Origin of the sequence: Enterobacter cloacae complex sp. SYL003, from assembly GCF_049236925.1 — a bacterium.
In the GTDB taxonomy this organism is placed as follows: domain Bacteria; phylum Pseudomonadota; class Gammaproteobacteria; order Enterobacterales; family Enterobacteriaceae; genus Enterobacter; species Enterobacter intestinihominis.
Map to the genome: position 1 here is coordinate 1 of NZ_JBMKJK010000001.1, position 25,873 is coordinate 25,873.

At 55.7% G+C, this 25,873-nt stretch carries 21 protein-coding genes; 18 read left to right on the plus strand and 3 right to left on the minus strand.

Annotation, left to right across the window (positions count from 1 at the left end):
* Positions 1–63: 63 nt before the first annotated feature.
* On the minus strand, positions 64–1,416 hold the full coding sequence (gene yegD / locus ACOT1A_RS00005) for a molecular chaperone (protein WP_276169854.1): 1,353 nt from the start codon (positions 1,414–1,416) through the stop codon (positions 64–66).
* A gap of 130 nt (positions 1,417–1,546) precedes the next feature.
* Here yegD and alkA point away from each other — a divergent pair, with 130 nt between their 5' ends.
* Positions 1,547–2,419: a DNA-3-methyladenine glycosylase 2 gene (gene alkA, locus ACOT1A_RS00010; RefSeq protein WP_063151858.1), complete on the plus strand. Its 873-nt coding sequence runs from the start codon at positions 1,547–1,549 to the stop codon at positions 2,417–2,419.
* Here alkA and ACOT1A_RS00015 read toward each other — a convergent pair.
* Positions 2,384–5,713 (minus strand): diguanylate cyclase, encoded by a 3,330-nt coding sequence (locus ACOT1A_RS00015; RefSeq protein WP_276169853.1) that lies wholly within the window; start codon positions 5,711–5,713, stop codon positions 2,384–2,386. The genes alkA and ACOT1A_RS00015 overlap by 36 nt on opposite strands.
* A gap of 342 nt (positions 5,714–6,055) precedes the next feature.
* On the opposite strand from ACOT1A_RS00015, the gene udk reads away from it, so the two are divergent.
* From udk to asmA, 3 genes are all read left to right on the plus strand, one after another.
* The gene (gene udk, locus ACOT1A_RS00020) at positions 6,056–6,697 is read left to right on the plus strand and encodes a uridine kinase (RefSeq protein WP_000130320.1); all 642 of its coding nucleotides are present in this window, start codon (positions 6,056–6,058) and stop codon (positions 6,695–6,697) included.
* Between the two features lie 91 nt (positions 6,698–6,788).
* Positions 6,789–7,370 carry a dCTP deaminase gene (gene dcd / locus ACOT1A_RS00025; RefSeq protein ID WP_006811250.1) on the plus strand — a complete coding sequence of 194 codons (582 nt, stop codon included), beginning with the start codon at positions 6,789–6,791 and terminating at the stop codon, positions 7,368–7,370.
* Positions 7,371–7,393: 23 nt separating this feature from the next.
* Positions 7,394–9,244 (plus strand): outer membrane assembly protein AsmA, encoded by a 1,851-nt coding sequence (gene asmA, locus ACOT1A_RS00030; protein ID WP_063150026.1) that lies wholly within the window; start codon positions 7,394–7,396, stop codon positions 9,242–9,244.
* A 90-nt stretch (positions 9,245–9,334) separates the two neighbouring features.
* Here asmA and ACOT1A_RS00035 read toward each other — a convergent pair whose 3' ends face one another.
* Complete coding sequence (locus tag ACOT1A_RS00035) at positions 9,335–10,918, minus strand: TerC family protein (protein ID WP_023306574.1); 1,584 nt, start codon at positions 10,916–10,918, stop codon at positions 9,335–9,337.
* Positions 10,919–11,611: 693 nt separating this feature from the next.
* Between ACOT1A_RS00035 and ACOT1A_RS00040 the strand changes: the two genes are divergently transcribed.
* The 14 genes from ACOT1A_RS00040 (at position 11,612) to cpsB (ending at position 25,812) form a co-directional block, all read left to right on the plus strand.
* The gene (locus ACOT1A_RS00040) at positions 11,612–12,748 is read left to right on the plus strand and encodes a polysaccharide export protein (protein ID WP_022648641.1); all 1,137 of its coding nucleotides are present in this window, start codon (positions 11,612–11,614) and stop codon (positions 12,746–12,748) included.
* A gap of 6 nt (positions 12,749–12,754) precedes the next feature.
* The gene (gene wzb / locus ACOT1A_RS00045; RefSeq protein WP_003862078.1) at positions 12,755–13,198 is read left to right on the plus strand and encodes a low molecular weight protein-tyrosine-phosphatase Wzb; all 444 of its coding nucleotides are present in this window, start codon (positions 12,755–12,757) and stop codon (positions 13,196–13,198) included.
* A 2-nt stretch (positions 13,199–13,200) separates the two neighbouring features.
* Positions 13,201–15,363 carry a tyrosine-protein kinase Wzc gene (wzc, locus tag ACOT1A_RS00050; RefSeq protein ID WP_276169851.1) on the plus strand — a complete coding sequence of 721 codons (2,163 nt, stop codon included), beginning with the start codon at positions 13,201–13,203 and terminating at the stop codon, positions 15,361–15,363.
* 122 nt (positions 15,364–15,485) lie between these two features.
* Complete coding sequence (gene wcaA / locus ACOT1A_RS00055; RefSeq protein WP_006811246.1) at positions 15,486–16,328, plus strand: colanic acid biosynthesis glycosyltransferase WcaA; 843 nt, start codon at positions 15,486–15,488, stop codon at positions 16,326–16,328.
* Positions 16,328–16,819, plus strand: coding sequence for a colanic acid biosynthesis acetyltransferase WcaB (wcaB, locus tag ACOT1A_RS00060; RefSeq protein WP_023300548.1), 492 nt, complete (start codon positions 16,328–16,330; stop codon positions 16,817–16,819). Before wcaA ends, wcaB begins: the two co-directional genes overlap by 1 nt.
* A complete protein-coding gene (gene wcaC / locus ACOT1A_RS00065; protein ID WP_023300547.1) occupies positions 16,816–18,033 on the plus strand; it encodes a colanic acid biosynthesis glycosyltransferase WcaC in 1,218 nt (405 codons plus the stop codon). The genes wcaB and wcaC overlap by 4 nt, the downstream gene beginning before the upstream one ends.
* Positions 18,008–19,228 carry a colanic acid polymerase WcaD gene (wcaD, locus tag ACOT1A_RS00070; protein WP_022648637.1) on the plus strand — a complete coding sequence of 407 codons (1,221 nt, stop codon included), beginning with the start codon at positions 18,008–18,010 and terminating at the stop codon, positions 19,226–19,228. Before wcaC ends, wcaD begins: the two co-directional genes overlap by 26 nt.
* A gap of 16 nt (positions 19,229–19,244) precedes the next feature.
* Positions 19,245–19,991 (plus strand): colanic acid biosynthesis glycosyltransferase WcaE, encoded by a 747-nt coding sequence (gene wcaE / locus ACOT1A_RS00075; RefSeq protein ID WP_022648636.1) that lies wholly within the window; start codon positions 19,245–19,247, stop codon positions 19,989–19,991.
* 16 nt (positions 19,992–20,007) lie between these two features.
* The gene (wcaF, locus tag ACOT1A_RS00080) at positions 20,008–20,556 is read left to right on the plus strand and encodes a colanic acid biosynthesis acetyltransferase WcaF (protein ID WP_003863512.1); all 549 of its coding nucleotides are present in this window, start codon (positions 20,008–20,010) and stop codon (positions 20,554–20,556) included.
* Between the two features lie 24 nt (positions 20,557–20,580).
* Positions 20,581–21,702 (plus strand): GDP-mannose 4,6-dehydratase, encoded by a 1,122-nt coding sequence (gmd, locus tag ACOT1A_RS00085; protein ID WP_003863514.1) that lies wholly within the window; start codon positions 20,581–20,583, stop codon positions 21,700–21,702.
* Between the two features lie 2 nt (positions 21,703–21,704).
* The gene (fcl, locus tag ACOT1A_RS00090; RefSeq protein ID WP_015572377.1) at positions 21,705–22,670 is read left to right on the plus strand and encodes a GDP-L-fucose synthase; all 966 of its coding nucleotides are present in this window, start codon (positions 21,705–21,707) and stop codon (positions 22,668–22,670) included.
* A gap of 2 nt (positions 22,671–22,672) precedes the next feature.
* Entirely contained in the window at positions 22,673–23,152 is a 480-nt protein-coding gene (locus ACOT1A_RS00095; RefSeq protein ID WP_072201098.1) for a GDP-mannose mannosyl hydrolase, read from the plus strand.
* Positions 23,149–24,372: a colanic acid biosynthesis fucosyltransferase WcaI gene (gene wcaI, locus ACOT1A_RS00100; RefSeq protein WP_276169850.1), complete on the plus strand. Its 1,224-nt coding sequence runs from the start codon at positions 23,149–23,151 to the stop codon at positions 24,370–24,372. The genes ACOT1A_RS00095 and wcaI overlap by 4 nt, the downstream gene beginning before the upstream one ends.
* A 3-nt stretch (positions 24,373–24,375) precedes the next feature.
* Entirely contained in the window at positions 24,376–25,812 is a 1,437-nt protein-coding gene (gene cpsB, locus ACOT1A_RS00105; RefSeq protein WP_022648632.1) for a mannose-1-phosphate guanyltransferase, read from the plus strand.
* Positions 25,813–25,873: the final 61 nt, after the last annotated feature.

Below are 25,873 nucleotides of genomic sequence, written 5' to 3' on the forward strand. Positions count from 1 at the left end.
CGGCCTACAAGATGCTCGAACCGTAGGCCGGGTAAGGCGAAGCCGCCACCCGGCACAACCCCATTAGCTAAACACCACCTGCGCCCAGCGGGCCAGTCCTGCCGTAACGGAGCCAAAGTCATCGCCGCCGGCAATCGGGATCCCCGGCAGCTGTTCCGCCAGCGCTTTCTTGATCAGCGGGGAACGGGCGCTACCGCCGGTCAGGTAAATCACGTCCGGTTTCTCTTTGCCATTCTCAAGCGCCAGCTGCACCTGCTCCAGAATACGCTGTAGCGGCTGAGCCAGCGCCATTTCCAGCCCTTCCTGGGTGATAGCCGTAGCCAGATCGTCCCTGATAAACGGTAGCGTAACCGCATGCTCAGGACGATCGGAAAGGGCGATTTTGCTCTCTTCGGCGGTGCGCACCACCCGGTAGCTCAGACGCTGACGCCACACCTTATACAGCAGCGCGACCTTCTCTGCATCCTGCGCATCACGCACCAGATCGTTAAGGAAACGCCCATTCGCGGTGCTGTAAAAATCACTCTGGGCAGGGACGTCGTTGATGGCAATCGCATTCCACCATGGCAGGATCGGCAGGGCGATGCCTTTCTCGGTTTGACCGCCCATGCCGAGCAGCGGCATCAGGCTCTTGAATGCCAGGGCGATATCCAGATCGTTACCGCCCACGCGGCAGCCGCTGTGTCCCAGCAGGCTGTTTTCACGATCGCGACGATGATGCCACTGCGGACCCATCAGCAGTAATGAACAGTCCGTCGTACCACCGCCGATGTCCACCACCAGCACCCGTTTCTCTTCCGTCAGCGTTGCTTCAAAATCCAGTCCCGCCGCAACCGGCTCATACTGGAACACCACGTCACGGAAGCCAGCCCGGTGCGCTGCACGCTCAAGGATCCCCTGCGCCTGCTGGTTGGCTTCGTCGCCGCCCAGCCCCTGGAAGTTGATCGGACGGCCAATCACCGCCTGGGTGATGGCATCCGGCACCTGGGATTGCGCCTGATTGCGGATGTGCAGCATCATCGCGCAGACCAGATCTTCAAACATCGCCACCTGCTGTGGCTTCAGGCCGCTGGCGCCAAGGAAGGATTTCGGCGATTTAACGAAGTAGACCTCTTCCGGGTCTTCAATGTACTGCCCGAGGGAAGAGAGGCCGAACTGCACGCTGGAAGGGGTAACGTCGATATCTTCCTCGCGGTTAAAGCTGACCGCACGGCGCAGCAGCGCCTGGGTTTCCGCCGCCGTGGCCGGAACCTGATGATGGCGGAACAGCCACTCGCTCACCGCTTCACGCGTGGGCGCACTGAGCATTGACGGCAACAGCGTACTGCCGTTTTCCATTTTCAGGAGCTGCGGTTGTCCGTTTTGCATTATCGCAACCGAGCAGTTTGCGGTGCCGTAGTCGAATCCAATAAACACAATAAATCCCCATGCCGGTGAGAAGGGGCGAGACTTTAGCGAAATGTCTGCCAGGCGACAACAGGAATATGAAAGCAAGGCGCAACGCGATCTTTCGGTTTATGCTGAGGTAAATACAAAAGGAGAGACGATGTACACCCTGAACTGGCAACCGCCCTACGACTGGCAGTGGATGTTTGGCTTTCTTGCCGCGCGTGCGGTCACAGGGGTTGAGACCGTTACGGAGGATTACTACGAACGCAGTTTTGGCTATGCGGGGCACCAGGGCGTTTTACGGGTTACGCCAGACAGCGCAACCCATACGCTGGCGGTGTCGCTCAGCCCTGGCCTGATCCCGGTGGCGGATATTTGCCTGAACCGCATTGCCCGCCTGTTCGATCTTGATTGCGACCCGCTAAGAATTGCGCAGACCCTGGGCGATCTCGGCGCGGCGCGGCCGGGGTTACGTTTGCCGGGCGCGATGGATGCCTACGAGCAGGGCGTGCGCGCCATTCTCGGGCAACTGGTGAGCGTTGCGATGGCGGCAAAACTGGCGTCAAGAGTGGTGGCGCTGTGCGGTGAACCCATCCAGGACGCGCCGGGCTACCTCTGTTTTCCTCCGCCAGAGGTACTGGCCGCGGTGGATCCGCTGGCGTTGAAAGCCCTTGGGATGCCGCTCAAGCGTGCGGAGTCGTTGATTCATCTGGCGCAGTCGGTGGTGGACGGTGAATTCCCGCTGTTCCCGCCTGCGAACGTCGAGGCCGGGATGAAGGCGCTACAGCAGCGCCCCGGCATCGGGCGCTGGACCGCAAATTATCTGGCCTTGCGCGGCTGGCAGGCGAAGGATGTTTTCCTGCCGGATGATTATCTCATTAAACAGCGCTTTGCCGGTATGACGCCCGCGCAGATCCGTCGCTATGCCGAGCGCTGGCAGCCGTGGCGCTCGTATGCGCTGTTACATATCTGGTACACCGACGGCTGGTCGCCGTCAGTTGATGGCGAAATAGCTGGTATTCAGCAGTAGATCGAGCGGCTGCGCTTCTCCGATGGTGTCGCCGTAAATAAAGTCAATGCCGATGCCCGACAGCGTATTCATCATGATCGACTGATGGCATGGCCCGGCAATGGTTTTTATGCCCAGACGCTGGGCGTGGCCCTGAATGATGGTCACCATCATCTCATCCATCAGATTGCCGTGGACGTTGGTTACCACGTCTGCATCCAGCAGCAAATAATCAGCGGTGTTGGCGCTGAGCTGGCTGAAGACGTTCATATCGCGTCCAACCCGGGTCAGCACCACGCGACAGCCAGCCTGACGAAGCTTTTGCAGACCCTGCTGCACGTTTTCATCCGTATTGCTCAGCACATCAACGGCGATCGCCAGATGCAGCAGCCGCGCCGGCAGCGGACCTCTGGTGATCAGGTCGAGCAGCTCATCCACCAGCGTGACGCTGGCTAAACCCGCTTCTGAGAGCGGCAGCGCGACGCCCATCCCTTTGGCCTCCACCTGTGCGGCATAGGTACGGAAAAATTCGCTGAATATACGTCGGTCAAGGGCGTGCAGCAGCTCCGGCTCCGCCAGCCCGGCGCGGAAGGCATGCTCTTCCAGCACTTCCCCCTGGCTGGTCCACAACCGCAGGGAAATCAGCCAGAAGCTACTGCTCTCGGGAATGCGCGGTGAGGCGACGCTGCGGGCGATCATCAGCAGATGATTATCTTTGATCATGTGCCACTGCTCATCCAGCGACATCATGCTGCGCGTGCTGTGGATCCGCTCCTGCTGGGGTTCATAGACGGTGACCACACCGCGCCCGCTGTTTTTCGAGGCGTAACAGGCGATATCGGCCTGAGACATCACTTCCGCTGTCTGATGATTAGCGTCGTCAATCAATGTGATCCCCGCGCTGGCGCCGATGCGGTGCAGGCGTCCTTCCCAGGAAAAATGATAGTTGTTAATGGCGTCGATCAACCGGCCCGCAATATAGCGTGCGCTTTCGACGTTGCAGTCCGGCAGCAGCAGGCCAAACTCGTCGCCGCCCAGACGCGCCAGCACGTCGCTGGAGCGCAGCATGGTCAGCATCAGCGAAGAGAGTTCGCGCAGGAGCGCGTCGCCCGCCGCGTGGCCTGCGGTATCGTTCACCGCTTTAAAACGGTCAAGATCGATAAAGACCAGCGCGTGACGCTGATGGGTCTCCTGTACCGTCTGCAACAGGCGCTTAAGATGGTTTTCAAAACTGACGCGGTTCGCCAGGTGGGTAAGGGCGTCATGGGAAGCGCTGTAGCTCAGCTGGCGCAGCATTTTGCGCGACTCGGTGACATCCTGAATCACCAGCACCGAGCCGATAGCGTGCCCCTCCAGGGTGCTGAGCGGGGTAATGCTGTAATGAATGTCGAAACTGCCGCCATTCCGGCAGTTAAGCACCACATCCTGTTCGATATCGGTACGGGACATATCGCCGCTGTGGATGTTTTCCATTAACGGGCCGTTCTCGCCGAAGGTAATGTGCAGCACCTTCAGAACGGGCTGACCCAGCGCTTCGCTTTGCGACCAGCCGCTCATCTTCTCGGCGACCGGGTTCATAAAGGTGATGTTCATGTCGATATCGGTGCACAGCACCGCTTCGCCGATGGAGTCGAGGGTGATATGCAGGCGCTCTTTTTCCTGGAACAGCGCCTCGTTCAGCTGCTTCACCTCGGTCATATCCATGTTGATCCCTAACAGCCGCTCCACTTCGCCCTGTTTGTTCAGCACCCGGTTCGCCAGCGAACGAATGTGACGAATGCCATCCTTGACGCGAATGCGAAATTCCAGCTTGAAAGGCACCCTGGCCTGGAGTGACTCACGCAGTACCTGTTCGGCGTGCGCACGATCTTCAGGCACCATGGCCGCATGCCAGAGCTGCCAGGTGGGTTTAATGTGCGGGGGGATCTCGTACAGCTCAAACATCCGTTTATCCCAGCTGATCACGTCCGGCTCGAGATCCCACTCCCAGATCCCGATGCCGCCGGCTTCGTTCGCGAGGGTGATACGCTCCATCAGACGCTTATTCACCCACTCGGTCTGTTTCAGGTCGTTGATGTCTTCAATCTGGGCAATAAAGTAGAGCGGCGTACCGTCGGCATGGCGCACAACGGAAACGGCCAGCAGCGCCCACACCACCTCGCCGCTGCGGGTGTAGTAGCGTTTTTCGAGGCTGTAGCTGTTGATCTCCCCGTTAATCAGCTGTTGCAACTGCTCCAGGTCGGTATTTAAATCTTCCGGCCAGGTTAACTGCTGGAACGTGAGCGACTGAAGCTCAGACTGACTGTAACCGAGGAAATTGCACAGCGCCTTGTTGGCCTGAAGCCACTGGCCCTCAATGCCCACCAGCGCCATACCAATCGCGGAATATTCCATCGCATTACGAAAACGTTCTTCGCTTTCCGTAATATGTTTACGTTCGGCCCGGAAGGCATACATCACCATCGTCATAATGTTGGCGGGGAGCAGCATCATCAGGAAGGGAAGCCATGGCGCGTTGAAGGTCACCATCATGTTTGAAGGTGTCATGGAGGGCGGGTTTCGCGCCATCATCAAGGACACCATCATGATGGTGAATAAAAAAATCAGGAATGCTTCCATTCGCGGCAGGCGTACCGCGCTCCACATCAGCAAAACGATGATGCAGGTGAACGGCCACGGCAGCCAGGTGATAGCCGTCCAGCTCAGGACCAGGGTGATGACCAGGGTCACCAGCGTTTCCAGCAGCAGTCTCGGGTTGCGGTGGCGCAGCAGGTAATGCGGTTTAAACAGCAGACCTAACGGTACAAGCGCCAGCGCGCCAATGGCTTCTGAAAGTACCCAAAACAGAAAATTACGCAGCGGCTCCGCGCCTGGCACCAGAAAATGAACCAGAATGCCGCCCACCAGCGGCGGCACCAGGGCGCTGCCGAGGGCAAGGCGTATCCAGTCGTTGAGGTTTTGCAGCGGGTTATACCAGGGGAGCAGCTTACGCAGCAACACCGCACCAACACAGGCCTCAATAATATTGATTGCCGTGTAGGTTAAGTTGATTGATTCCCATGAAAAGAGCATCCACGAGGCAAAAATATTGCCAAAGGAGCAGGCGAGGGCGATGCCGGGCCACATTTTTCCCGCATGGCGGTAAAACGCCACCATCATAATGGAGGTCGGGAACCACAATGGCGCCAGCAGCGTACCGAAGCGAGTCAGCTCAAGGGAAAATAAGGTGAAGATGAACGTGACCAGACCCAGACAGACAAGCCGCAGTAAAGGATGTGGGGTAGTAACCAAAACCCGCTGGTATTGTTTATTCATTACCGCTCTATCCAGGGACGCCGTGTTGTCAGGAGCCAGCTCCGGACGCGTGAAATCATTAATTTGGTTTATGCTAGTACAAACATTTTACAATTCATATGCTGAGTGCTCAGATTTTGACTTCATAGACTTATAAAATAGTTACTCTGCGAAGAAGGGGGATGAAATGGTGAAAATCCGTGCGTAAAAATTTCGCTAAAGGCGTGAAACGGCGCTTTTCAGCCCGCCTCGCATAACCTGCGCATTCGACTGGTATCACGCCCCCGAAATCCCTATAATTGCCGCGTTTGACGCTCCGGCGTCGTCCTTCCTTACATCCAGGTTAATCAGGTCGCTAAATTTATGACTGATAAGTCTCATCAGTGCGTCATCATAGGCATCGCCGGCGCATCGGCTTCAGGTAAAAGTCTTATTGCCAGTACGCTTTATCGCGAACTGCGTGAACAAGTGGGTGATGAGCATATCGGTGTTATTCCCGAAGATAGCTATTACAAAGATCAATCCCATCTTTCGATGGAAGAGCGCGTAAAAACCAACTACGACCACCCCAGTGCGATGGATCACAGTCTGCTGTTCCAGCATCTGGAAGCGCTGAAGCGCGGCGAGGCGATTGAGCTGCCCGTCTACAGTTACGTGGAACATACCCGCACCCAGGAAACGATCCGCATTGAGCCCAAGAAGGTGATTATCCTTGAAGGGATTTTGCTGCTCACCGACGCCCGTCTGCGCGAATCAATGAACTTCTCGATTTTCGTCGATACCCCGCTGGATATCTGCCTGATGCGGCGTATTAAACGCGACGTTAACGAACGCGGTCGCTCCATGGACTCCGTGATGGCGCAGTATCAGAAAACCGTTCGCCCGATGTTCCTGCAATTTATTGAGCCTTCTAAACAATACGCCGATATTATTGTGCCTCGCGGCGGTAAAAACCGTATTGCCATTGATATCTTAAAAGCGAAAATCAGTCAGTTTTTTGAATAAGCCGTGTGAATTGTGTACCGTTCAGAGATAACCTGGTTTTGCCCTGACGCCGTAAGGATTCAGGGCGCGATGCACGAAAGGAGAAAGTGCCATGCGTCTTTGTGACCGCGATATAGAAGCCTGGCTGGATGAAGGCCGCCTGTCTATCACCCCGCGTCCGCCGGTTGAGCGTATTAACGGCGTGACCGTCGATGTACGTCTGGGGAATAAGTTCCGCACCTTCAGCGGCCACACGGCACCGTTTATCGACCTCAGCGGGCCGAAAGACGAAGTCAGTGCGGCGCTGGATCGCGTCATGAGTGACGAAATCGTCATCGAAGAAGGAGAGGCGTTTTATCTCCATCCTGGCGAACTGGCGCTGGCGGTGACCTTTGAATCGGTCACGCTGCCTGCGGATCTGGTCGGCTGGCTTGACGGACGCTCTTCTCTGGCGCGTCTGGGCCTGATGGTGCACGTCACCGCGCACCGTATCGATCCGGGCTGGTCTGGCCGTATCGTGCTGGAGTTCTTTAACGCCGGTAAACTGCCGCTGGCGCTTCGCCCGGGAATGATGATCGGTGCGTTGAGCTTCGAACCGCTGACCGGCCCGGCAGACCGTCCTTATAACCGCCGTCAGGACGCAAAATATCGCGACCAGCAGGGTGCGGTTGCCAGCCGTATCGATAAAGACTGATCTGTGAGTTCACTGAGGAAGCCATGAGAAGAGTTCTGACAACGCTGATGATTTTGCTGGTGGTGCTGGTGGCTGGCCTTTCAGCGTTGGTGCTGCTGGTTAACCCGAATGACTTCCGGGCCTATATGGTGCGGCAGGTTGAAGCGCGCAGCGGGTATGAACTCAAGCTGGACGGGCCGCTGCGCTGGCACGTCTGGCCGCAGCTCAGCATTCTCTCCGGACGTATGTCGCTCACCGCGCCGGGCGCCGCGCAGCCGCTTGTTACGGCGGATAACATGCGTCTTGATGTCGCGCTCATCCCGCTCTTATCCCATCAGCTCCAGGTTGAACAGGTGATGCTGAAAGGGGCGGTGATTCAGCTTACGCCACAAACCGAAGCCGTTCGTCAGGCGAATGCTCCGGTCGCACCGCGTGAAAATACTTTGCCTGACGTTCCGTCTGACACTGGCTGGTCTTTCGATATTGGTAATCTGAAAGTTGCTGACAGCGTGCTGGTTTTCCAGCATGAGGATGACGAACAGATCACCGTCCGCAATATCAACCTCAGGATGGAGCAGGACGCCAACCATCACGCGACCATGGAGTTCTCCGGGCGGATCAACCGTAATCAGCGCGATCTCAACCTGTCGATGAATGCGAACGTGAACGCCTCTGACTACCCGCACCAGCTGACGGCGGACGTTCAGCAGGTCAACTGGCAGCTGACCGGCGCGGATTTACCCGCGAAGGGGATCGCCGGCCAGGGCACGATGCAGGCGGTGTGGCACGAAGAGCGCAAACAGCTCGAACTGAACGCGCTCAACCTCCAGGCCAACGACAGTTCCCTGAAGGGGCAGGCGAGCGTCACGCTTGATGAGAAACCCAAGTGGGTGTTGGATCTGCAATTCGACAAGCTGAACCTTGAGAACCTGCTCGCGGCCCAAACGGTGAATGCGACCGATGAGGGTGTCGCGCAGGTAGGGCAAAGCCAGGTCACGCAGTCGCGTCCGGTGATCTCCTCCAGTCTCGATCTGCCTGACTACAATGGTCTGCGCGGATTTACCGCCGACATTCTGCTTAAAGCGAACAGCGTGCGCTGGCGTGGGATTGATTTTACTGACGTCAACAGCCAGATGTTCAACCACAACGGCCTGCTGGTCATCTCTGAGCTCAGCGGAAAAATGGGGGCAGGAAATCTCTCCCTGCCGGGCACGCTGGACGTACGTAAAGACGTTGCCAGCGCCGCGTTCCAGCCGCGTCTGGAAAACGTTGAGATTGGCACCATCCTGAAAGCCTTTAATTACCCGATTTCCCTCACGGGGCAGCTGTCGCTGGCCGGGGATTTCTCCGGCACGAAGATTGATGCGGACGCCTTCCGTCGTAGCTGGAAGGGGCAGGCGCACGTTGAGCTAAAAGATTCGCGCATGGAAGGGCTGAACTTCCAGCAACTGGTGCAGCAGGCGGTAGAGCGCAGCAGCAGCGTGAAGGCGAATGAAAACTACGATAGCGCAACCCGTCTCGACAGCTTTACCAGCGAGCTTGCCCTCGACAACGGTCAGCTCTCGCTCGACGAGATGCAGGGAATCTCGTCCCTGCTGGCGCTGACCGGAAACGGCGCGCTGGATCTGGTGAAAGAGACGGTTGACACCCGCTTCAACGTCCGCGTGAAGGCCGGCTGGGAAGGGGAAGGCCAGCTTGTCGAGTTCCTGAAACAGACGCCGATACCGCTGCGCGTGTACGGAAAATGGCAGGAACTCAATTACAGTTTGCAGGTCGATCAGATCCTGCGTAAGCACCTTCAGGATGAAGCGAAACGTCGGCTGAATGACTGGGCGGACCGCAATAAAGAGTCTCAGTCTGGTAAGGACGTGAAAAAGTTGCTCGATAAGCTCTGATGCCTGTTGTGCCGGGTGGCGGCTTCGCCTTACCCGGCCTACAAAAGCCAGACACCGTAGGCCGGGTAAGCGAAGCGCCACCCGGCTTTTTTACACCTCAAAATCCATCTCATCCTCACCGCGCAGCGGTATCAGCTGCACCTTCTGCACGCGATGGCTCTCTACCTGCAAGGTTTTGATCATGTAATTCCCCACCTGGACCTCTTCGCCCGGCTGCGGAATACGTTGCAGATATTCCATCAGCAAACCGGCGATGGTGTGGTATTCGCGCTTCTCGTCCAGCGGAAGCGGAACGAACTGCACCAGATCTTCGAGCGGCATATGGCCGTTGGCGGTCCAGCTGCCGTCTGCGTTTTTCTGAATATCGTGGCGTGCATCGATCTCATCCACCTCATTAGGCAGATTACCGGCGATGGTTTCCATCACGTCGCTGAGCGTCACCAGCCCTTCCACAGAACCAAACTCATCAACGACAAACGCGAAGTGGGTACGCGCGTTGCGGAACTGCTCCAGCGCGGAGAGCAGCGGCAGCGCTTCCGGGAAGACCAGCGGCTGGCGCACCAGCGCGCGCAGGTTGAGCGGCTCACCGTGAAGCTGCTGTTGCAGCAGGTCAATCACGTGTACCACGCCCAGCAGCTCTTCTTCCTCTTCTCCGCCGGTCACTACCACGCGGGTGTGCTGGTTTTTATCCAGCAGGGCACGGATCTGCTCTTCCGGTGCCGTCAGGTCAATATGCTCAATGTCGTGGCGGGAGGTCATGATACTGCTGACCGAGCGCTGGTTGAGGTTAAGCACGCGCTCTATCATCCGGCGTTCCTGCGGGTTGAAGATCTGCCCGTCGCTGTGGTCGGCTAGCATCGCAGCGGATTCAGCATCCAGCTCGGCATCCTCTTTTTTGCCGCTCAGCAGACGCATCACCGTATCTGCGGTGCGCTGTCGTAATGTCTGGTTCGCGGAAAGAAAACGGCGGCGGTTGAAAATGGCCAGCTGGTTAAGAAACTCAATAAGCACCGAGAAACCAATGGCAGCGTACAGATATCCTTTCGGGATATGGAAGCCAAAACCATCCGCCACCAGGCTAAAGCCAATCATCAGCAGGAAGCTCAGACAGAGAATGACGATAGTCGGGTGACTGTTCACGAAGCGCGTCAGGGCTTTACTGGCGAGCACCATCAGGGTGATGGCAATGATCACGGCGGCCATCATCACCGCCAGATGGTCAACCATCCCGACGGCAGTAATCACGGAGTCGAGAGAAAAGACGGCATCCAGCACCACTATCTGCGCGACCACCGGCCAGAATTTAGCGCCGCGCCGCTGGGTGGGGTTTTCACTGTCTTTTCCTTCCAGCCGCTCATTAAGCTCAACCGTGGCTTTGAACAGCAGGAACAATCCGCCGAAAAGCATGATCAGGTCACGGGCGCTAAAGCTCAGACCCTGCACGCTGAATAAGGGTTTGGTGAGCGTGACCAGCCATGATATTGAGGCCAGTAACAGCAGACGCATCACCATGGCGAGCAGAAGACCCGTCACGCGGGCGCGGTCGCGTTGTGAAGGGGGTAATTTATCGGCAAGGATGGCGATAAACACCAGGTTATCAATGCCGAGCACTAATTCGATGACGACCAGCGTCACCAGCCCGGCCCAGATTGATGGATCGGCAATCCATTCCATAGTAAATGCAATACCTTCTGTTATATGACTAATGTCACACTTCGATCATGGATAAAGCAGACGGAAATTGCAATGCCGGGGTGAGATTTCTCTTAATGCTACACTCAGGTAAAACCCATTTGCGGGGCTGTGTAAATAAGTTAAATGCGAAGATTTAATTACAAAAGACGATATTTAGGATATATCGCAATAAATGGTCTGGCGCTCTATTTTGTCAATATAAAGAAAATCCGAAAACCTCAAAACTTTGCTCTTAATATTAATCTTAAAAACGAATATTAGGACGGTTGTCTCCTTGCCTGCTATTAGGTTAGCTGCAACAATTCTTCCAGCATCAAATGTTAAATCTCCTTGTTGCTATTTTTGTTTCAGTCTTTGGTGAAGGTTATACATTATCAATCACCCGTTTAAGGTGGCGGATATATTTCTCAAAAGGCCTGATCCAAGAGGGTGTCTAACCATAACGCATTGTTTAGTCAGTGGATTGGTAACTGAAAGCCAAGGGCGGTAGCGTGCCTGAAAGCGTGTGAATCAGCCTCAATTATTCTGTCAATAGCCAATGGATGAATAAGCTTTTTTTAGGACTGATGCCAGTTATATTGCTAAATGATTAACTGCATTCTGATTGTCACCACGACCCGCGCTTATTTTAATTGCACAGGATAATTACTCTGCCAAAGTGATAAATAATCAATGATGAAATCCAAAATGAAATTGATGCCATTATTGGTGTCTGTGACCTTGATGAGTGGTTGCACGGTCTTTCCCGGCAGCAATATGTCAACAATGGGCAAGGATGTGATTAAACAGCAGGATGCTGATTTTGATCTCGACAAAATGGTGAATGTTTACCCATTAACCCCACGTCTGGTAGAACAATTACGCCCACGTCCGAATGTTGCTCAGCCAAATATGTCTCTGGACCAGGAAATTGCCTCTTACCAGTATCGCGTTGGTCCGGGTGACGTCATTAACGTGACCGTCTGGGATCACCCTGAACTGACCACACCTGCGGGCCAGTACCGCAGCTCAAGCGACACCGGTAACTGGGTACAGTCCGATGGCACCATGTTCTATCCCTACATTGGCAAAGTGCACGTCGCGGGCAAAACGCTTGCTGAGATCCGTAGTGATATTACCGGCCGCCTGGCGCAGTACATTGCTGACCCGCAGGTGGACGTTAATATCGCCGCGTTCCGATCCCAGAAAGCCTATATCTCAGGCCAGGTCAACAAATCCGGTCAGCAGGCTATCACCAACGTCCCGCTCACCGTGCTTGATGCGATCAATGCCGCAGGCGGCTTAACCGACGGTGCTGACTGGCGCAACGTGGTGCTGACCCACAACGGCAAAGAGCAGCGCATTTCGCTTCAGGCGCTGATGCAAAACGGTGACCTGACCCAGAACCGTCTCCTCTATCCGGGCGATATTCTTTACGTGCCGCGCAACGACGATCTGAAAGTGTTCGTGATGGGTGAAGTGAAGAAACAGAGCACCCTTAAGATGGACTTCAGCGGTATGACCCTGACCGAAGCCCTGGGCAACGCGGAAGGTATCGATCTGACCGCCTCCAACGCCAGCGGCATCTTTGTGATCCGTCCGATCAAAGGCGAAAACGCGAAAGGCAAGATTGCCAACATCTACCAGCTGGACATGTCCGACGCGACGTCGCTGGTCATGGCAACGTCGTTCCGTCTCCAGCCATACGATGTGGTCTATGTCACCACCGCGCCGGTTGCCCGCTGGAACCGTCTGATCAACCAGTTGCTGCCTACCATCAGTGGCGTTCGCTACATGACGGATACGGCGAGCGACATTCATACCTGGTAAGCCGCGATGTTTAACAAAATTCTGGTGGTGTGTGTGGGGAACATTTGCCGTTCCCCCACGGCTGAAAGGCTGTTGAAAAATTACCAGCCTGCGTTAACGGTCGACTCCGCAGGGCTGGGCGCGCTGGTCGGAAAAGGTGCCGACGAACGTGCCGCAAGCGTCGCCCTTGAGCATAACCTCTCACTCGACGGGCACGTTGCCCGTCAGGTCTCTGGCCGAATGTGCCGGGAATATGACCTGATCCTCGCGATGGAAAAACGCCACATTCACGCGCTGTGCGATATCGCACCGGAGATGCGCGGCAAGGTGATGCTGTTTGGTCACTGGGATGGTGAGCGCGAAATTCCCGATCCGTATCGCAAGAGCCGCGAGGCCTTTGAGGCGGTATACACCTTACTAGACCAGTCTGCCCGCCAGTGGGCGCAGGCACTGAAAGCTCAGCAGGGATAACAATGACAGAAAAAACAAGACCTTCTGCCGCCCCGACGTCGGGCAGTGATGAAATCGATATCGGTCGCCTGGTCGGGACCGTTATTGAAGCGAAATGGTGGGTGCTGGGTATAACCGCCATCTTTGCCGTGGCGGCGATCGTTTATACGCTGTTCGCGACGCCTATTTACAGCGCCGACGCGCTGGTGCAGATCGAACAAAATACCGGAAACTCGCTGGTTCAGGATATCGGCTCTGCGCTGGCCAACAAGCCGCCGGCATCGGAGGCTGAAATTCAGCTGATCCAGTCGCGCCTGGTATTGGGCAAAACGGTTCACGATCTGGGGCTGGATATCGCGGTCACCAAAAACACCTTCCCGGTGTTTGGCGCAGGCTGGGATCGCCTGATGGGGCGCAGTAACGATACGGTAAAAGTGACCGACTTCGTGATTCCAAAAGGGGCAGGGGACCAAACCTTTACCCTGACCGTGCTGGGACCAAAACAGTATCAGCTGACCAGCGACGCAGGCTTCAGCGCGCGCGGCGAAGTGGGGCAGATGCTGACCAAAGAGGGCGTGAGCATCAGGGTTGGTGCCATCCACGCGCAAGAGGGCGGTGAGTTTACGGTCACCAAATTCTCGACGCTCGGAATGATCAACAATCTGCAAAACAACCTGACCGTCACCGAAAACGGCAAGGACACCGGCGTCCTGAGCATGACCTTCACAGGTGAAGACAAGGATCAAATCCGCGACATCCTGAACAGCATCACCCGTAACTACCTTGAGCAGAACGTTGAGCGCAAGTCAGCGGAAGCCGCTAAAAGCCTCGCGTTCCTCAGTAAACAGCTGCCGGAGGTGCGCGCCCGTCTGGATGACGCCGAGAACAAGCTGAACGCATACCGTCAGGATAAAGACTCCGTCGACCTGCCGCTGGAGGCGAAATCGGTTCTCGACTCCATGGTCAATATTGATGCGCAGCTAAACGAGCTGACCTTTAAAGAGGCGGAAATTTCCAAGCTCTATACCAAACGTCACCCGGCGTACCGCACGCTGCTCGAGAAACGTCGTACCCTGGAAGAAGAGAAGGCGAAGCTGAATGACCGCGTGACCGCGATGCCGAAGACGCAGCAGGAAATCGTACGCCTGACGCGTGATGTGGAATCCGGCCAGCAGGTTTACATGCAACTGCTGAACAAGCAGCAGGAGCTGAAAATCACCGAAGCCAGCACCGTGGGCGACGTGCGTATCGTTGACCCGGCGATTACCCAGCCGGGCGTGCTGAAGCCGAAGAAAGCGCTGATCATCCTCGGCAGCATTATTCTCGGCCTGATGCTCTCTATCGTCGGCGTGCTGCTGCGCTCGCTGTTCAACCGCGGTATCGAAAGCCCACAGGTGCTGGAAGAGAACGGGATCAGCGTGTACGCCAGCATCCCGCTTTCGGAGTGGCAGAAGTCCCGTGACAGCGTCAAAACTGTTAAGGGCGTCAAGCGTTACAAACAGAGCCAGCTGCTGGCCGTGGGTAACCCGACCGACCTGGCGATTGAAGCGGTGCGTAGCCTGCGTACCAGCCTCCACTTCGCCATGATGCAGGCCAAAAACAACGTCCTGATGATGACCGGTGTCAGCCCGTCAATTGGTAAGACCTTCGTCTGTGCCAACCTGGCGGCGGTGGTGAGCCAGACCAACAAGCGCGTGCTGCTGATCGACTGCGACATGCGTAAGGGCTACACCCATGAGCTGCTGGGTACCAACAACGTTAATGGCCTGTCGGAAATCCTGCTGGGTAAAGGGGAGATCAGCGAGAGCGCCAAGCCGACCTCGATTCCGAAATTTGACCTGATCCCGCGTGGCCAGGTACCGCCGAACCCGTCTGAACTGCTGATGAGCGAGCGCTTCACGCAGCTGATCGAGTGGGCAAGCAAAAACTATGACCTGGTGCTGATCGATACCCCACCAATTCTGGCGGTCACCGACGCCGCCGTGGTAGGGCGTCATGCGGGCACCACGCTGATGGTTGCACGCTATGCGGTGAACACCCTGAAGGAAGTGGAAACCAGCCTGAGCCGCTTTGAGCAGAACGGTATTGAGGTGAAAGGGGTCATTCTGAACTCCATCTTCCGCCGTGCGACGGGTTATCAGGATTACGGCTACTACGAGTACGAATACAAGTCTGACTCTAAATAACAAAACACACCCCACACCCCTCACCCTAACCCTCTCCCCTGAGGGGAGAGGGGACTGCCTGGTGCGGTCTTTCACCCTCTCCCCTCCGGGGAGAGGGCCGGGGTGAGGGGCAGGAGGAATACATGAGCACACAACGCCCTTTGATTTCTATCTATATGCCGACATGGAATCGTCAGCAGCTGGCGATCCGCGCGATTAAATCGGTCCTGCGTCAGGATTACGATAACTGGGAACTGATTATCGTGGATGACTGTTCCTCCTCTTACGAACAGCTGCAAAAGTTTGTCGAAGACCTGAACGACCCGCGCGTGGTGTACACGCATAACGCCATCAACTCCGGGGCGTGCGCGGTGCGCAATCAGGCGATTATGCAGGCGAAAGGGCAGTATCTGACCGGTATCGACGATGATGACGAATGGACGCCAAACCGTCTGTCGATCTTCCTGTCGCACAAAGCGCAGCTGGTGACCCACGCGTTTCTGTATGCCAACGACTATGTCTGTCAGGGCGAGGTCTATTCGCAGCCGGCCAGCCTGCCGCTGTATCCGAAATCACCGTATTCCCGCCGCCTGTTCTACAAGCGCAACATCATTGGCAATCAGGTATTTACCTGGGCCTGGCGCTTTAAGGAGTGTCTGTTCGATACCGAGCTGAAGGCCGCACAGGATTACGACATTTTCCTGCGGATGGTGGTGGAGTACGGCGAGCCGTGGAAGGTGGAAGAGGCCACGCAGATCCTGCACATCAACCACGGGGAGATGCAGATCACCTCGTCACCGAAAAAATTCTCGGGCTACTTCCATTTTTACCGCAAGCACAAGGACAAGTTTGACCGTGCCAGTCGGAAGTATCAGCTCTTTACCCTGTATCAGATCCGTAACAAGCGCATGAACTGGCGCACGCTGCTGACGCTGCTGTCGGTGCGTAACGGCAAGCGTCTGGCTGACGGGCTTCGGGGGAAATAATGTTTCTGGAAGATTGCCGCGCTAACAGCTGGAGCCTGCGCCCGTGCTGCATGGTTCTGGCCTACCGTATTGCGCACTTTTGCTCGGTGTGGCGCAAAAAAAATGTGCTGAACAATATCTGGGCCGCGCCGGTGCTGGTGCTGTACCGCATCATCACCGAATGCTTTTTTGGCTATGAAATTCAGGCCGCTGCCACCATTGGCCGCCGCTTTACCATTCATCACGGCTATGCGGTCGTCATCAACAAGTTCGTCGTCGCGGGTGATGATTTCACCATTCGCCACGGGGTGACAATCGGCAACCGTGGGCCAGACAGCCTGGCCTGCCCGGTGATTGGCAATAACGTCGAGCTGGGCGCCAACGTGGTGATGATCGGGGAGATTACCGTGGGCAATAACGTGACGGTTGGCGCAGGTAGCGTGGTGCTGGACAGCATTCCGGACAATGCGCTGGTGGTGGGCGAGAAAGCCCGCGTGAAGGTGATTAAATGAACATTCTGCAATTTAACGTACGCCTCGCAGAGGGCGGGGCGGCAGGCGTAGCGCTGGATCTGCACCAGCGCGCGCTGCAAAAAGGATTACAGTCGCGCTTTGTTTACGGTTACGGCAAGGGCGGCAAGAAAAGCGTCAGCCATGATAACTATCCGCAGGTGTTGAAGCAGACGCCACGTCTGACCTCCATCGCCAATATTGCGCTGTTCCGCCTGTTTAACCGCGACCTGTTCGGCAACCTGAATAATCTCTACCGCACCGTCACCCGCACCCGCGGGCCGGTTGTGCTGCACTTCCACGTGCTACACAGCTACTGGCTGAATCTGGAAGAGGTGGTAGCGTTTTGTGGCAAAGTGAAGGCGCACAAGCCGGACACCCGTTTCGTCTGGACGCTACACGACCACTGGAGCGTGACCGGACGCTGCGCCTTTACCGACGGCTGCGAAGGCTGGAAAGATAACTGCCAGAAATGCCCTACGCTCAGCAACTATCCGCCGGTGAAGGTCGATCGCGCGCATCAGCTGGTTGAGGGCAAGCGTCAGCTGTTCCGCGACATGCTCTCGCTCGGCTGCACCTTTATCTCTCCAAGCCAGCACGTGGCAGATGCTTTTAATAGCCTGTACGGAGCAGGGCGCTGCCAGATTATCAACAACGGTATTGATGTGGCGACGGAAGAGATCCTGGCCGAACTGACGCCCGTAGCCATTACCACCGGCAAGCCGAAAATTGCGGTCGTCGCCCATGACCTGCGCTACGACGGCAAAACCAACCAACAGCTGGTGCGCGACATGATGGCGCTCGGCGACAAAATTGAGCTGCATACCTTCGGCAAATTCTCGCCGTTCGAAGGCGCTAACGTGGTGAATCACGGGTTTGAAACCGACAAGCGCAAACTGATGAGCGCGCTCAACGGTATGGACGCGCTGGTGTTCAGCTCTCGCGTGGACAACTACCCGCTGATCCTGTGCGAAGCGCTCTCCATTGGCGTGCCGGTCATTGCCACCCACAGCGACGCGGCGCGCGAAGTGCTGGAGAAATCGGGCGGTAAAACCTTCAGTGAGAACGAGGTGCTGCCGCTGGTGCAGCTGTCGAAGGCCGATATCGCGCAGGCTGTTTTTGGCACGGACCTGGAATCGTTCCGCAACCGCAGCCGCAAAGCGTACAGTGGACAACAGATGCTGGAGGAGTATGTCTCGTTCTATCAGAATCTGTAGTTATCTGCTGCTGCCGCTGATCTACCTGCTGGTCAACGTTAAGATTGCCCAGCTCGGTGAAAGCTTCCCGATCACTATCGTCACCTTCCTGCCGGTTCTGCTGTTGCTTTACGTTGACAAGCTTAACCTCAAAAAGCTGATGATTGCGCTGGGGATCGGGTTTGGTCTGACGGCGTTTAACTACATCTTTGGTCAGTCGCTGGACGCCAGCAAATATGTCACCTCCACCATGCTGTTTGTTTATATCGTAATCATTATTGGCATGGTGTGGAGTATTCGTTTTAAAACTATCTCTCCGCACAATTATAGGAAAATCCTCAGGTTCTTTTATATTGTCGTCGGGCTGATTGTTATGCTTGCGGCATTGGAGATGGCGCAAATTATTCTCACAGGCGGCAGTAGCCTGATGGAAATAATTTCGAAATATCTTATATACAGTAACAGCTATGTACTGAACTTCATTAAGTTTGGTGGCAAGCGTACCACTGCGCTCTATTTTGAACCGGCGTTTTTTGCTCTGGCATTAATCTCAATTTGGCTCAGCATCAAACAGTTCGGTATCAAAACCCCCAAGACCGATGCTATGATCCTTGCAGGAATCGTTCTGTCAGGGTCGTTCTCAGGGGTAATGACGTTTATTCTGTTTTACCTGCTGGAGTGGGCGTTCCAGTACCTGAACAAAGAGGCGATTAAGAAAAAACTGCCGCTGGCGATTATTTCTCTGACGGTATTTTTAGTGGGCGTAATATTCGCATTCCCGTACATTTCTGAACGTCTGGGTGATTTGGGAACGGAAGGTTCGTCGTCCTATTATCGCATCATTGGTCCACTGGTGATGGTGGGTTATTCCTTAACCCATATTGATGGCGTAGTAAGATTCGGCTCACTTTACGAATATGTTGCATCATTCGGAATCTTTAACGGTGCGGATGTCGGTAAAACCATAGACAATGGTCTGTATCTGTTAATTATCTATTTTTCCTGGTTCGCCGTACTGTTGACACTGTGGTATCTGTTTAAAGTTTTCAAAATGATGATTAACGCGTTTGGTGATAACCAGAACTTTCGCGTGCAACTTTATCTGTTCACACCGGTGTCGTTGTTTTTTACCGGGTCAATATTTAGCCCGGAATATGCATTCTTAATTGTATGTCCGTTTATTTTGCGCAAAGCGTTGAATATTACGAGCGTATGACGAAATGAGGTGATTTATGTTTCTTAGCGTCATTACTGTCGCCTTTCGTAACCACGAAGGGGTGGTAAAAACCTGGCGCTCGCTGCGCAACCTGGCGCGCGATCCGAGCCTCACCTTTGAGTGGATCGTGGTCGATGGCGGCTCGAACGACGGCACGGCGGAGTTCCTGGAAAAACTTAACGGTGAGTTCAACTTACGTTACATCAGCGAGAAAGATAAAGGCATTTACGATGCCATGAATAAAGGCATCAACATGGCGCAGGGGCGCTACGCCATCTTCCTCAATTCCGGCGACGTGTTCCATGAAGATGTGGCGCTGTTTGCACGCCAGCTGGCGCGCCAGAAAGAAGATGCCATGTTTATCGGTGATGCGCTGCTTGATTTCGGCGAGGGGAAAAAAGTCCTGCGCGGCGCGAAACCAGGTTGGTATATCTACCACAGCTTGCCGGCAAGCCATCAGGCTATTTTCTTTCCGATGAGCGGCCTGAAAAAGCAGCCTTACGATTTGCGTTATAAAGTGTCATCAGATTATGCCCTGGCCGCCAGCCTGTACAAATCTGGCTACCCGTTCCGTCGAATTAAAGGACTGGTATCCGAATTTTCAATGGGCGGCGTGTCAACCTCGAATAATCTGGAATTGTGCCAGGATGCCAAAAACGTGCAGCGTAAAATATTACGCGTGCCGGGGTTCTGGGCGGAATTATCTTATTTCTTACGTCTGAAAACGACGGGTAAAGCGAAAGCCTTATATAACAAAGCCTGAGATATAAGGAAACGTAATGCAGGAATTAAATGGATTCTCCGTGCCGAAAGGTTTTCGGGGCGGGAGCGGTATTAAAGTTCAACTGTGGTGGGCTGTACAGGCAACGTTATTTGCCTGGTCGCCGCAAATACTGTACCGCTGGCGCGCATTTTTACTGCGTCTGTTTGGCGCAAAAATAGGAAAAAACGTAGTCATTCGTCCTTCGGTGAAAATTACTTATCCCTGGAAATTAACGCTTGGGGATTACGCCTGGGTAGGGGATGACGCGGTGTTATATACCCTTGGCGAGATTACGATTGGCGCAAATTCGGTGGTTTCACAGAAGTGTTATTTGTGCACCGGCAGCCACGATTTTATGAGCCCGCATTTTGATATTACCGCTTCGCCTGTTGTGATCGGTGAAAAATGCTGGCTGGCAACAGACGTCTTTGTTGCACCCGGTGTTTCTGTTGGCGATGGCACGGTAGTCGGTGCCCGCAGCAGCGTTTTTAAATCGCTACCGGCAAATAAAATTTGCCGTGGCAACCCCGCAGTGGTGATACGCGAACGCGTTGAAACTGATTAAATTCATAAGTAGAGGAATATAAACATGTCTAAAGTCGCTCTCATCACCGGCGTTACCGGGCAGGATGGTTCTTACCTGGCAGAGTTACTGCTGGAAAAAGGGTATGAAGTACACGGTATTAAACGTCGTGCCTCTTCATTTAACACCGAACGTGTCGATCATATTTATCAGGATCCTCACGCGGCGAACCCGAAATTCCACCTGCACTACGGCGACCTGACCGATACCTCCAACCTGACCCGCATCCTGCAGGAAGTACAGCCGGATGAAGTCTACAACCTGGGCGCGATGAGCCACGTTGCGGTTTCCTTCGAATCCCCGGAATACACCGCTGACGTGGACGCCATGGGTACGCTGCGTCTGCTGGAAGCGATTCGCTTCCTGGGTCTTGAGAAGAAAACCCGTTTCTATCAGGCATCTACCTCTGAGCTGTATGGTCTGGTGCAGGAAATTCCGCAGAAAGAGACTACGCCGTTCTACCCACGTTCTCCGTACGCGGTAGCGAAACTGTACGCTTACTGGATCACTGTGAACTACCGTGAATCCTACGGCATGTACGCCTGTAACGGCATTCTGTTCAACCACGAATCCCCACGTCGTGGCGAAACCTTCGTGACCCGTAAAATCACCCGCGCGATCGCTAACATCGCTCAGGGTCTGGAGTCTTGCCTGCACCTCGGCAACATGGACTCCCTGCGTGACTGGGGCCATGCGAAAGACTACGTGAAAATGCAGTGGATGATGCTGCAGCAGGAACAGCCAGAAGACTTCGTGATCGCGACCGGCGTGCAGTACTCCGTACGTCAGTTCGTTGAGATGGCTGCGGCACAGCTGGGCATCAAGCTGCGCTTCGAAGGCACCGGCGTGGAAGAGAAGGGTATCGTTGTTTCCGTGACCGGCCACGACGCACCGGGCGTGAAGCCAGGCGACGTGATTGTTCAGGTGGATCCGCGTTACTTCCGTCCTGCTGAAGTGGAAACCCTGCTGGGCGACCCAACCAAAGCGCACGAGAAGCTGGGCTGGAAACCAGAAACCACCCTGCAAGAAATGGTATCCGAGATGGTGGCCAAAGATCTTGAAGCAGCGAAAAAACACTCCCTGCTCAAGTCCCATGGCTACGAGGTTGCCATCGCGCTGGAGTCCTGAGAATGACAAAACAACGTATTTTTGTCGCCGGTCATCGCGGAATGGTGGGTTCCGCGATTGTCCGCCAGCTTGAACAGCGCGGCGACGTTGAGGTGATTGTTCGCACCCGCGACGAGCTGAACCTGCTTGACAGCAAAGCGGTGCAGGACTTCTTCGCCAGCGAACGTATCGACCAGGTGTATCTGGCGGCGGCGAAGGTGGGCGGCATTGTCGCTAACAACACCTACCCGGCGGATTTCATCTACGAGAACATGATGATTGAGAGCAACATCATTCACGCGGCGCATCTGCACAACGTGAACAAGCTGTTGTTCCTCGGTTCATCCTGTATCTACCCAAAAATGGCGAAGCAGCCGATCGCCGAGAGCGAACTGCTGCAGGGGACGCTGGAAGCCACCAACGAGCCGTATGCGATTGCCAAAATTGCCGGGATCAAGCTGTGTGAATCGTACAACCGTCAGTATAACCGCGACTATCGCTCGGTGATGCCGACCAACCTCTACGGACCGCACGACAACTTCCACCCGAGCAATTCGCACGTGATCCCGGCGCTGCTGCGTCGTTTCCACGAGGCGACTGCCGAAAACGCCCCGGACGTGGTGGTGTGGGGCAGCGGTACGCCAATGCGCGAGTTCCTGCACGTGGACGATATGGCGGCTGCCAGCATTCACGTCATGGAGCTGGATCGCGAGGTGTGGCAGGAAAACACCGAGCCGATGCTGTCGCACATTAACGTCGGGACCGGCGTGGACTGCACCATTCGCGAGCTGGCGCAGACCATCGCGCAGGTGGTGGGCTACAAAGGACGCGTGGTGTTTGATGCCACCAAACCGGACGGCACGCCGCGCAAGCTGCTGGACGTGACCCGTCTGCATCAGCTGGGCTGGTATCACGAGGTCTCACTGGAGCAGGGGCTGGCCAGCACCTACCAGTGGTTCCTGGAAAACCAGCACCGCTTCCGGGGGTAATGATGTTTTTAAGTCAGGAAGATTTTGCCACGGTGGTGCGTTCCACTCCGCTCATCTCAATTGATTTGATCGTGGAGAACGAACGCGGCGAGTTCTTGCTGGGGAAACGAACCAATCGTCCTGCACAGGGCTTCTGGTTCGTGCCCGGCGGGCGCGTGCAGAAGGATGAGACGCTAAGCGATGCGTTTGAGCGTCTCACTCTGGCGGAACTGGGCCTGCAACTGCCGATGGCAGCGGGCCAGTTTTACGGGGTCTGGCAGCACTTCTATGACGATAACTTTTCGGGCACCGGGTTCACCACGCACTATGTCGTGCTGGGGTTCCGCCTGAAGGTGAGTGAGGCAGACCTGCGTCTGCCTGATTCTCAGCATGACGATTACCGCTGGTTAACGCCAGAGGCGCTGCTGGCAAGCGACAACGTCCATGACAACAGTCGGGCGTACTTCCTTGCGGAACGTCAGGCCGAGGTGCCAGGCCTATGAAAATCCTCGTCTACGGAATTAACTACTCGCCGGAGCTTACCGGTATCGGGAAATACACCGGCGAGATGGTCGAGTGGATGGCGAGCCAGGGACATGACGTGCGGGTGATTACCGCCCCGCCGTATTACCCGGAGTGGAAGGTAGGCGAACGCTATTCCAGCTGGCGCTACCGCCGCGAAGAGGGGGCTGCGACCGTCTGGCGCTGCCCGCTCTACGTGCCGAAACAGCCCTCGACGCTGAAACGTTTAATTCATCTGGGCAGCTTTGCCCTGAGCAGTTTTTTCCCGCTGATGGCGCAACGTCGCTGGAAGCCGGATCGCATCATCGGCGTGGTGCCGACGCTGTTCTGCACGCCAGGCATGCGCCTGCTGGGCAAACTCTCCGGCGCGCGCACCCTGCTGCACATTCAGGATTATGAAGTGGACGCCATGCTCGGACTGGGGATGGCCGGGAAAGGCAAGGGCGGCAAGGTGGCGAAGCTCGCCAGCGCCTTTGAGCGCAGCGGCCTGCACAACGTGGATTACGTCTCGACCATCTCGCGCTCGATGATGAACAAGGCGCAGGAGAAGGGTGTCCCGGCGGAGAAGGTGATCTTCTTTCCGAACTGGTCCGAAGTGGCGCGTTTCCGCGATGTGACAGACCAGGATGCGCAGGCGTTACGCGCGCAGCTCGGTTTGCCTGAAGATCAAAAAATCATTCTTTACTCAGGCAACATCGGCGAAAAACAGGGGCTGGAGAGCGTGATTGACGCCGCGCTTCAGCTGAGCGAACACCCGTGGATGTTCGTGATAGTCGGGCAGGGCGGCGGTAAAGCGCGGCTGGAAAAAATGGCCAGCGAGCGCGGACTGACCAGCATCCGCTTCTTCCCGCTTCAGTCTTATGACGCGCTGCCCGCGCTGCTGAAAATGGCAGATTGCCATCTGGTGGTGCAAAAACGCGGCGCGGCGGATGCGGTGCTGCCGTCCAAGCTGACCAACATTCTGGCAGTGGGCGGAAATGCGGTGATTACGGCAGAAGCCGCAACAGAATTAGGCCAGCTGTGCAACAGCTACCCGGGCATTGCCGTTTGCGTAGAGCCAGAATCGGTTCCTGCGCTGGTGACCGGAATTGAGCAGGCACTCGCCATGCCAAAAGAGAACACGGTGGCACGTGAATATGCCGAACGCACGCTCGAGAAAGAGAACGTGCTGAGCCAATTTATTGCAGATATACGGGGATAAATCATGAGTCAAACCACTTTGTATCCGGTCGTAATGGCGGGTGGATCCGGGAGCCGGTTGTGGCCACTGTCCCGCGTGCTTTATCCAAAACAATTTCTGTGTCTGAAGGGCGACCTCACCATGCTGCAAACGACGGTTAACCGTCTGCACGGCGTGGAGTGTGAAAGCCCGGTGGTGATCTGTAACGAGCAGCACCGCTTTATCGTTGCCGAGCAACTGCGCCAGCTGAATAAACTGACCGAAAATATCATTCTGGAGCCTGCGGGACGTAACACCGCGCCTGCTATTGCTCTTGCGGCGCTGGCAGCAAAACGCAGCAGCCCGGACTGCGACCCGCTGATGCTGGTGCTGGCGGCTGACCACGTTATTCAGCAGGAAGACGCCTTCCGCGACGCGGTTCGCGCGGCGATTCCTTACGCTGAGAACGGCAAGCTGGTGACCTTCGGCATCGTGCCGGATCTTCCGGAAACCGGCTATGGCTACATTCGCCGCGGCAGCGTTACGCCTGGTGAAGGCGACAGCGTGGCCTTTGACGTGGCGCAGTTTGTCGAAAAACCGAATCTGGAAACCGCCCAGGCCTACGTGGCCAGCGGTGAATACTACTGGAACAGCGGTATGTTCCTGTTCCGCGCCGGTCGCTACCTGGAAGAGCTGGAAAAATATCGCCCGGATATCTTAAATGCCTGCGAAAAAGCGATGGCGGTGGTGGATCCGGATCTCGATTTTATCCGCGTGGACGAAGAAGCCTTCCTCGCCTGTCCGGAAGAGTCCATTGACTATGCGGTGATGGAACGTACGGCAGATGCGGTAGTGGTGCCGATGGATGCGGGCTGGAGCGACGTTGGCTCCTGGTCGTCACTGTGGGAGATTAGCGCGCATACCCCGGAGGGTAACGTCCATCACGGTGATGTGATCAGCCACAAAACGGAAAACAGCTACGTCTACGCCGAATCTGGCCTTGTCACCACGGTAGGGGTGAAAGATCTGGTGGTCGTGCAGACCAAAGACGCGGTGCTGATTGCCGACCGTAATGCCGTGCAGGACGTTAAAAAAGTGGTGGAGCAGATCAAGGCTGATGGCCGCCACGAACACCATATTCACCGTGAAGTCTACCGTCCGTGGGGCAAATATGACTCCATTGACGCCGGCGAGCGTTACCAGGTGAAACGCATCACCGTGAAGCCGGGTGAAGGGCTGTCGGTGCAGATGCACCATCACCGCGCCGAACACTGGGTAGTGGTGGCGGGGACAGCCAAAGTGACCATCAACGGTGAAGTGAAGCTGCTCGGTGAAAACGAGTCCATTTATATTCCGCTGGGTGCCACGCACTGCCTGGAAAACCCGGGGAAAATTCCACTCGACTTAATTGAGGTGCGTTCCGGTTCGTATCTGGAAGAGGACGATATCGTGCGCTTCCAGGACCGCTACGGGCGGGTGTAGCGCCGTCTTAACGCCGGATGGCGCTTCGCTTATCCGGCCTACGAATGAATAAAAAACAATT

Coding starts and splice junctions, on each gene's coding strand:
- wcaD (WP_022648637.1), top strand. CDS start 18,008: ATGTCTCGTTCTATCAGAATCTGTAGTTATCTGCTGCTGCCGCTGATC.
- wcaI (WP_276169850.1), top strand. CDS start 23,149: ATGAAAATCCTCGTCTACGGAATTAACTACTCGCCGGAGCTTACCGGT.
- wcaE (WP_022648636.1), top strand. CDS start 19,245: ATGTTTCTTAGCGTCATTACTGTCGCCTTTCGTAACCACGAAGGGGTG.
- cpsB (WP_022648632.1), top strand. CDS start 24,376: ATGAGTCAAACCACTTTGTATCCGGTCGTAATGGCGGGTGGATCCGGG.
- ACOT1A_RS00035 (WP_023306574.1), bottom strand. CDS start 10,918: ATGGAATGGATTGCCGATCCATCAATCTGGGCCGGGCTGGTGACGCTG.
- alkA (WP_063151858.1), top strand. CDS start 1,547: ATGTACACCCTGAACTGGCAACCGCCCTACGACTGGCAGTGGATGTTT.
- asmA (WP_063150026.1), top strand. CDS start 7,394: ATGAGAAGAGTTCTGACAACGCTGATGATTTTGCTGGTGGTGCTGGTG.
- ACOT1A_RS00040 (WP_022648641.1), top strand. CDS start 11,612: ATGATGAAATCCAAAATGAAATTGATGCCATTATTGGTGTCTGTGACC.
- wcaC (WP_023300547.1), top strand. CDS start 16,816: ATGAACATTCTGCAATTTAACGTACGCCTCGCAGAGGGCGGGGCGGCA.
- dcd (WP_006811250.1), top strand. CDS start 6,789: ATGCGTCTTTGTGACCGCGATATAGAAGCCTGGCTGGATGAAGGCCGC.
- fcl (WP_015572377.1), top strand. CDS start 21,705: ATGACAAAACAACGTATTTTTGTCGCCGGTCATCGCGGAATGGTGGGT.
- wzb (WP_003862078.1), top strand. CDS start 12,755: ATGTTTAACAAAATTCTGGTGGTGTGTGTGGGGAACATTTGCCGTTCC.
- ACOT1A_RS00015 (WP_276169853.1), bottom strand. CDS start 5,713: ATGAATAAACAATACCAGCGGGTTTTGGTTACTACCCCACATCCTTTA.
- gmd (WP_003863514.1), top strand. CDS start 20,581: ATGTCTAAAGTCGCTCTCATCACCGGCGTTACCGGGCAGGATGGTTCT.
- ACOT1A_RS00095 (WP_072201098.1), top strand. CDS start 22,673: ATGTTTTTAAGTCAGGAAGATTTTGCCACGGTGGTGCGTTCCACTCCG.
- wzc (WP_276169851.1), top strand. CDS start 13,201: ATGACAGAAAAAACAAGACCTTCTGCCGCCCCGACGTCGGGCAGTGAT.
- wcaA (WP_006811246.1), top strand. CDS start 15,486: ATGAGCACACAACGCCCTTTGATTTCTATCTATATGCCGACATGGAAT.
- udk (WP_000130320.1), top strand. CDS start 6,056: ATGACTGATAAGTCTCATCAGTGCGTCATCATAGGCATCGCCGGCGCA.
- wcaB (WP_023300548.1), top strand. CDS start 16,328: ATGTTTCTGGAAGATTGCCGCGCTAACAGCTGGAGCCTGCGCCCGTGC.
- wcaF (WP_003863512.1), top strand. CDS start 20,008: ATGCAGGAATTAAATGGATTCTCCGTGCCGAAAGGTTTTCGGGGCGGG.